Source organism: Citrobacter sp. TBCS-14 (assembly GCF_005280805.1).
Taxonomy (GTDB): domain Bacteria; phylum Pseudomonadota; class Gammaproteobacteria; order Enterobacterales; family Enterobacteriaceae; genus Citrobacter; species Citrobacter gillenii.
Genome location: NZ_SZWM01001169.1, coordinates 256 through 509 on the forward strand (window position 1 = coordinate 256; position 254 = coordinate 509).

A 254-nucleotide genomic window follows, 5' to 3' on the forward strand; every position below is an offset into this window, starting at 1 on the left:
GGCGAAGACCGCGTGGTGGTTTACGACATGCCGGGGACCACGCGTGACAGTATTTATATCCCAATGCAGCGTGATGAGCGCGAATATGTGCTGATTGACACTGCGGGGGTACGTAAGCGCGGTAAAATTACCGAAGCAGTAGAAAAATTCTCCGTAATCAAAACGTTGCAGGCAATTGAAGATGCCAACGTGGTGATGCTGGTGATTGACGCTCGCGAAGGGATCTCCGATCAGGACCTCTCGCTGTTGGGCTT

The 254-nt window shown here is 52.4% G+C and carries 1 protein-coding gene; it reads left to right on the forward strand.

The window, feature by feature from the left end; translation table 11 throughout:
- Positions 1-254 (forward strand): GTPase (locus FDX22_RS32165; protein WP_255433072.1); only part of this gene is annotated, 254 nt, incomplete at both ends.